Source organism: Neobacillus citreus (assembly GCF_018343545.2).
In the GTDB taxonomy this organism is placed as follows: domain Bacteria; phylum Bacillota; class Bacilli; order Bacillales; family Cytobacillaceae; genus Neobacillus; species Neobacillus citreus.
Genome location: NZ_JAGYPE020000018.1, coordinates 83,121 through 90,681, shown reverse-complemented (window position 1 = coordinate 90,681; position 7,561 = coordinate 83,121). Strand labels below are relative to the sequence as shown.

At 42.6% G+C, this 7,561-nt stretch carries 6 protein-coding genes; all 6 read left to right on the top strand.

Annotated features, from left to right (window positions below; translation table 11 throughout):
- Positions 1-716 precede the first annotated feature (716 nt).
- Positions 717-1,619 carry a dipicolinic acid synthetase subunit A gene (gene dpaA, locus KHB02_RS12280; RefSeq protein WP_213141301.1) on the top strand — a complete coding sequence of 301 codons (903 nt, stop codon included), beginning with the start codon at positions 717-719 and terminating at the stop codon, positions 1,617-1,619.
- Positions 1,616-2,215: a dipicolinate synthase subunit B gene (gene dpaB / locus KHB02_RS12275; RefSeq protein ID WP_213140754.1), complete on the top strand. Its 600-nt coding sequence runs from the start codon at positions 1,616-1,618 to the stop codon at positions 2,213-2,215. The genes dpaA and dpaB overlap by 4 nt, the downstream gene beginning before the upstream one ends.
- A 185-nt stretch (positions 2,216-2,400) precedes the next feature.
- On the top strand, positions 2,401-3,450 hold the full coding sequence (asd, locus tag KHB02_RS12270; protein ID WP_213140753.1) for an aspartate-semialdehyde dehydrogenase: 1,050 nt from the start codon (positions 2,401-2,403) through the stop codon (positions 3,448-3,450).
- A gap of 24 nt (positions 3,451-3,474) precedes the next feature.
- Positions 3,475-4,719, top strand: a complete 1,245-nt coding sequence (gene dapG, locus KHB02_RS12265) for an aspartate kinase (RefSeq protein WP_213141300.1) — start codon at positions 3,475-3,477, stop codon at positions 4,717-4,719.
- Positions 4,720-4,788: 69 nt separating this feature from the next.
- Positions 4,789-5,661 carry a 4-hydroxy-tetrahydrodipicolinate synthase gene (gene dapA / locus KHB02_RS12260; RefSeq protein WP_213140752.1) on the top strand — a complete coding sequence of 291 codons (873 nt, stop codon included), beginning with the start codon at positions 4,789-4,791 and terminating at the stop codon, positions 5,659-5,661.
- A gap of 132 nt (positions 5,662-5,793) precedes the next feature.
- A complete protein-coding gene (locus tag KHB02_RS12255) occupies positions 5,794-7,461 on the top strand; it encodes a ribonuclease J (protein WP_277398235.1) in 1,668 nt (555 codons plus the stop codon).
- The last annotated feature ends 100 nt before the right edge of the window (positions 7,462-7,561 follow it).

The following is a 7,561-nucleotide window of genomic DNA, read 5'->3' as shown; positions in this document are numbered from 1 at the left end:
AATTATTGTGCCTGCTATTGGGCCTGTTGATTTCCGCTCCGGGCACTCGCTTTCCGCGGGGAGGTCCTGGAGCCTCCTCGGCGCTTTTTGCGCCTGCGGGGTCTCCAGTGACCTCTATTTCCCGCAGGAGTCGAGTGCCCTCCGCTCCAATCAACAGGGTAGCCAAATCAACCTAAAGAATGCAACACACATTTTCCATCCTTGCTAAATGTGTTGCATTCTTTTTTAAATTTAGGCAGTCTGCTTCGATTAGCGGTTTTCTCGCATGGAACTAATTCAGCTATTGATACAAATTTATTTCACTTTAGCTATACCTTTTTTTGCTTAAACATTTATTTCACCACTTATTTTATTATTTATTTTAAGTGAAAGGTCCTAATTGAAAAACCTGTTGATTGGAGCGGAAGGTGCGAAGACTCCTGCGGGAGTACGGGGCTGGGGACCCCACAGGCGCTTTAGCGCCGAGGAGGCTCCCCGGCACGCCCGCGGAAAGCGAAGCACCTGGAGCGCAAATCAACAGACTTGTTGAAAAAACGTTCAATAATAATTAGAAAAAAAGATAGCCTGAAGCCCAAGCAATTTAATTTGCTTGGGCTTTTTTGCATATTCCCGCGTGGAAAACTCACCGATTGAAACTTTCTTACATAAGATGGGGAAGTGATAAAGAACAAAGGAAAAATTGAATGGATTCTTTAAAAAAGAAGGTGAATGTTTTCATGCTGACAGGGATGCAGATAGCCGTTATTGGTGGTGATGCCAGGCAGCTGGAAATTATCCGAAAGTTAACGGAATTAGATGCTAAACTAGCGCTAATTGGATTTGAACAGCTTGACCACGCCTTTACTGGTGCAGTCAAGGAGAAAATCTCCGAGGTTGACTTTTCGAATATCGATGCCATTATTCTGCCAGTCGCTGGCACAAATTTAGAAGGTCAAATAGAGACGATTTTCTCCAACGAGAAAGTGGTCTTAACAGAGGATATTCTTTCGAAAACTCCTGAGCATTGTACCATTTATTCAGGAATCAGCAATTCCTATTTAAACGGGATTACAGAGCAAACAAACAAAAAACTAGTCCAGTTGTTTTCAAGAGATGATGTAGCCATTTATAATTCGATTCCGACTGTTGAAGGAACACTTATGATGGCCATCCAGCATACTGACTTTACGATTCATGGTTCTAATGTAACTGTCCTAGGATTGGGACGGTGCGGTATGAGTATTGCAAGGGCATTCCATGCATTAGGGGCAAAAGTAAAAGTCGGGGCAAGAAAAAGCGAACATCTTGCTAGAATTACGGAAATGGCACTGACACCGTTTCAATTAAGCAATATTGAAACGGAAGTGTCGGGTACAGACATTTTAATCAATACAATCCCGCAGCCAATTGTTAATGCATCAGTCATTGCCAAACTACCTGCACATACCATTGTAATCGACATTGCCTCAAAACCGGGAGGAACCGATTTTCGTTACGCAGAAAAGAGAGGAATCAAAGCCCTCCTTGCACCCAGCCTGCCTGGAATTGTCGCTCCCAAAACAGCGGGGCAAATTTTAGCAGATGTCCTATCCCAGCTGCTTTCAGAGACAGAACCAGATCGAAAGGGGAATGGAAAATGAGTTTAAAAGGTAAAAGAATTGGTTTTGGATTAACGGGTTCACATTGTACGTATGACGCTGTATTTCCGGAAATTGAAAAACTGGTGCAGGCCGGCGCAGAGGTGGTTCCAATTGTAACCTTTACGGTTAAAAACACTGATACCCGCTTTGGAAAAGGCGAAGATTGGGTCCAGCGAATTGTTGATTTAACTGGCAATAACCTAATTGATTCCATTGTAAAAGCAGAACCATTAGGACCGAAAATGCCGCTCGATTGTATGGTAATTGCTCCTTTAACAGGAGTATCTATGAGCAAGTTTGCCAATGCCATGAATGACAGCCCTGTTTTAATGGCGGCAAAAGCAACGCTTCGAAATTTAAAGCCGGTTGTCTTAGGTATTTCCACGAATGACGCTTTAGGGTTAAATGGGGTAAACCTGATGAGACTGATGGCCACTAAACACATTTTCTTTATTCCTTACGGACAGGATGACCCGATAAATAAACCGAATTCAATGGTGGCGAGAATGACAATGCTTCCGGAAACAGTGGAAGCAGCAATGGAAGGCAGACAGATTCAGCCGGTATTGGTTGAAAGATACAAAGATCAGGACTAATTTCCTTTCCCTTCATTAAAAAAGGTTATTTCTTTCAAATAATATGATAAAATAAATTAATCTTTCATCAGTGGGTTAATAAGTTAATCCGCTGATGAAAACAATCATAAAATATTACTATACTGGCAGCAAGAAAACTTAAACTTAAGGGAATAACCGGCCAGTGAATAGGAAGGGGAACAAGAATGAGTCATCAAAATGGATTTCACGTCGCAGTTGTCGGAGCAACAGGCGCTGTTGGCCAACAAATGATCCAAACTTTAATGAAAGAGAATTTTCCAATTAGAGAGTTAACCCTGCTTTCCTCCGCTCGTTCGGCAGGAAAAAAGGTCGATATAAATGGCCGTGAATATACAGTGCAAGAAGCAAAGCCAGAGAGCTTTGAGGGTGTAAATATCGCATTGTTCAGTGCGGGCGGAAGTGTCTCCAAAGAATTGGCTCCTGAGGCAGCAAAACGCGGTGCAATTTGCGTTGACAACACCAGTGCATTCCGTATGGACACCGATATTCCTTTAGTTGTTCCAGAAGTTAATGAAAAAGACTTATTTGAACATAATGGAATCATTGCTAATCCAAACTGTTCAACCATCCAGATGGTGGTTGCTTTAGAACCAATCCGTCAAAAGTTTGGCTTGAAAAAAATTATTGTTTCCACCTACCAAGCTGTTTCCGGTTCAGGTGCTGCAGCGGTAGAAGAACTTCTTCAACAGACAAAGGCAATTTTAAATGAAGAATCGTATGAACCACAAATTTTACCTGTGAAATCTGATAAAAAACACTATCAGATTGCTTTTAATGCGATTCCGCAAATTGATAAATTCCAGGAAAATGGCTATACCTATGAAGAAATGAAAATGATTAATGAAACGAAAAAGATCATGCATCTTCCGGAGCTTCAGGTTTCCGCGACTTGTGTTCGTCTGCCGGTAGCTGTAGGACATTCTGAATCTGTTTATTTTGAAATTGAAGAGGATAATGTGAGCGCCGCAGAAATCAAAGCGCTTCTTAAAGATGCACCTGGGGTGATTCTGCAAGACGATCCAGAAAACCAAGTATACCCGATGCCAGCCGACTGTGTTGGCAAGAATGAGGTCTTTGTCGGAAGAATCAGAAATGACATCGATAATAGCAAAGGATTTCACATGTGGGTAGTTTCAGACAATCTTCTTAAAGGAGCAGCCTGGAACTCCGTCCAAATTGCACAAAGATTAGTAGAATTAGGGCTTGTAAAATAGAGAAGGCAGGTTTTGGTGTTTACCATGAAAATCATTGTTCAAAAATTTGGCGGGACCTCCGTCAAAGATGAATCTAGCAGGAAATATGCGCAGGGACATATCGAAAAAGCGCTGGCTGAGGGCTATAAAGTAGTCGTTGTCGTATCCGCGATGGGAAGAAAGGGCGATCCATATGCAACCGATACGTTACTGTCCCTGATTGGCGGCAATACAAGTAACATCTCTAAACGTGAGCATGATTTATTACTGTCCTGTGGAGAAGTAATCTCTAGCATTGTGTTTACGAATATGTTGCTTGAGAGCGGTATTAATGCAACGGGATTAACTGGGGCTCAAGCAGGGTTTAGAACCAATAACGACCATACCAATGCCAAAATTGTTGAAATGAAGTGCGATCGCTTACTTAGGGAACTGGAAAGCCATGATGTCGTCGTGGTTGCCGGATTCCAGGGAGCGGCCAAAAATGGCGATGTGACGACGATTGGCCGCGGTGGCAGCGATACATCCGCTGCTGCTTTGGGAGCCGCACTTAATGCTGAGTGGATTGATATTTTTACCGATGTAGAAGGAATTATGACTGCTGACCCGCGCATTGCCGAAAATGCCCGGCCGTTATCAGTTGTTACCTATACAGAGGTTTGTAATATGGCCTATCAGGGAGCAAAGGTCATTCACCCTAGGGCAGTTGAAATCGCAATGCAAGCAAAAGTGCCGATTCGGATTCGTTCCACTTATTCAGAATCCGAGGGAACATTGGTGACTACTTTAAATAAAAATAATCGCGGCAGTGACATCAAGGAACGGTTGGTAACGGGAATTGCCCATGTTTCGAACGTTTCGCAAATAAAGGTTTTTGCCAAAAAGGAACAGTACTACCTGCAGGCAGAAGTATTTAAAGCGATGGCAAATGAGAAGATTAGTGTGGATTTTATCAACATTTCTCCAAGCGGAGTTGTATATACGGTTACAGAAGAAATGACAGATAAAGCAATCCGGGTACTAAATGAATTGGGACATGAGCCAGAGGTTGAACGTCATTGTGCCAAGGTTTCCGTAGTAGGTGCCGGGATCGCGGGAGTCCCAGGGGTTACTTCAAAGATTGTAACGGCCCTTTCAAATCAAGGAATCCGGATTCTGCAATCGGCAGACAGCCATACGACGATTTGGGTCCTCGTCAAGCAGGAGGATTTAGTAAAATCAGTAAACGCCTTGCATAGTGCCTTTCACCTTGAAGATGAATCACTAGAATTAAATAGCTTGGATTTTTAAGAAAACCTTTTGAATAGGATGTTAGAAGCACCAGATTTGGGGAGCGAAAGTTTCGAAAGGAGAAATAAAATGGTTCATTTCGGGCGAGTATCCACTGCAATGGTAACGCCTTTTGATAATAAAGGGCATATTGACTTTGGCAAAACCACGAAGCTAATCAATTATTTAATTGATAATGGTACAGATTCACTTGTTGTGGCAGGTACAACAGGTGAATCACCAACCTTATCGAAAGAAGAAAAACTGGCGTTATTCAGCCATGTTGTGAAAGCCGTAAATAAACGAATCCCTGTTATTGCCGGAACAGGCAGCAATAATACGTACGCATCAATCGAGATGACAAAAAAAGCGGAGCAGGTCGGTGTGGATGCTATTATGCTGGTCGCACCGTATTACAATAAACCGAATCAAGAGGGTCTATACCAGCATTTTAAAGCAATTGCCGAATCAACTACCCTTCCGGTAATGGTCTACAATATCCCGAGCAGGTCGGTTGTGACAATTCACCCGGATACGATTATCCGCTTGTCAAAAATACCAAATATCGTGGCTGTGAAAGAAGCGAGTGGGGATTTAAATGCTATGACGCACATAATTGCTAATACCGATGATGACTTTGCTTTATACAGCGGCGATGACGCGGTTACGCTGCCCGTGCTGTCCATCGGGGGTGCAGGGGTTGTTTCAGTCGCCTCACATGTTATTGGCAATGAATTACAAGAGATGGTAAAAGCATTTTTTGACGGAGAAAATCAACGGGCAGCCAAATTACATCAGCGTCTGCTCCCGATGATGCAGGGATTATTTGCTGCACCAAGTCCAGCACCTGTGAAAACAGCTCTGCAAATCAAAGGCTTGGATGTTGGATCCGTTAGATTGCCGCTAGTGGGATTGACAGAGCAGGAACGTGCTAATTTGATTGAAATTTTAAATCATAAATAAATGCGAAGAAACCAACCGCCAAAAGCTCGGTTGGTTTTTTCCTTTTTTACCATTGTAAAGGTTTTCCGATTTCAAGTATAATAAACCTAACTGATTTCGATCGGAGCAACTTAGGTTTAGGAGGAAAAGGATTTGATAAAGAAAAAAAATCAATCCATCAAGATAATTGGACTTGGTGGAATAGGGGAAATCGGAAAGAATATGTATTTGGTGGAAGTGGACAAGGACATATTCGTCATTGATGCCGGGCTAATGTTCCCCGAGGAAGAAATGCTGGGCATTGATATGGTAATACCTGATATCACCTACTTAAAGGAGAATAGGGACCGGGTTAAAGCAATATTTCTAACGCATGGACATGAGGATCATATCGGGGCTCTTTCATACATACTTCGGCAGATCGATGCGCCTGTCTACGGAATGAAACTGACACTTGCACTGGCAGGAGCCAAATTAAAGGAGCAGGACTTTAATGGAAAAGCTGACTTTATCGAGATAGATTCCAATATGGTTCTCGATTTAGATACTGTCCAGGTAAGCTTTTTCAGGACTAATCATAGTATTCCAGATTCAGTTGGGGTTTGTATTCACACTTCAGAAGGAATCATTGTTTACACGGGCGACTTTAAATTTGATCAGGCAGCCACCAGGCTTTATAAGCCGGAAATTGGAAAAATGGCAGCTATCGGTGAACAGGGTGTATTATGCTTGCTATCAGACAGTACCGAAGCGGAAAAACCGGGTTATACAACGTCTGAAGCAATCGTCGAGCGCGAATTATCGAACGCTTTTTACAATGCACCGGGGCGGATTATTGCTGCCTGCTTTGCATCTGATATTAATAGAATTCAGCATATTTTTGATGCAGCCAAGGAGAACAAACGTAAAGTCGCAGTAGTTGGAAAAAGTCTTGAGCGAATTTACCACATTGCCATGGATTTGGGTTATTTAGAGGTGGCGGATGATTTAATCATATCTATTGATGAGATTAAGAATTATCAAGACAAGGAAATTGCCGTCTTGATGACTGGGAGCCAGGGTGAACCAATTGAGGCGCTGCAAAAAATGGCTAAGCAGACACATAAGCTGATCAATATCCAGCCGGGTGATACTGTCTTGATAGCTGCCTCGCCGCTAAAGGGCAGCGAAGTATTTTTATTTAAAACAATTGATATGTTATTTAGAGCGGGTGCTAATGTTGTTTCCGGGAAACGGACCATCCATGTTTCAAGCCATGGCAGCCAAGAAGAATTGAAATTTATGATTAACCTGATGAAGCCTAAATTCTTTATTCCTGTTCACGGCGAATACCGGATGTTGAAAGCACATCGGAAAATTGCAATGGAATGCGGTCTTCGCGATGAGCAGATTTCCATTCCTGATCGCGGTGACGTGGTGGAATGGAAGGATGGGAAGTTTGCCATTACAGGTAAAGTGCCATCCGGAAATGTCCTGATTGATGGAATTGGCGTAGGCGATGTAGGGAACATTGTCCTGCGGGACCGTAAATTATTGTCTCAGGATGGCATATTAATAGTTGTCGTCACCCTGACAAAGAAGGAAAAGAAAATTGCCGCCGGACCGGAAATTATATCAAGGGGATTTGTTTACGTCCGGGAGTCTGAAAAGTTAATGGATGACTCCACTAAATTAGTCCGTGATATCGTTGAAAGAAATATTGCCAAGGAAAGCTTTGAATGGTCAAGCTTAAAGCAGGAAATTAGAGATGATTTAAATCGTTACCTCTTTGAAAAAACAAAAAGACGGCCGATGATTCTGCCAATTATAATGGAAGTATAATCTTATAGGGGCCTGGCCCCGCTGCACATGATCCACGCAGCGGGGGACAGGCCCCTTTTGATGTTTATTTTTCAAGCATGAATTTATTTCATAGGCGAAT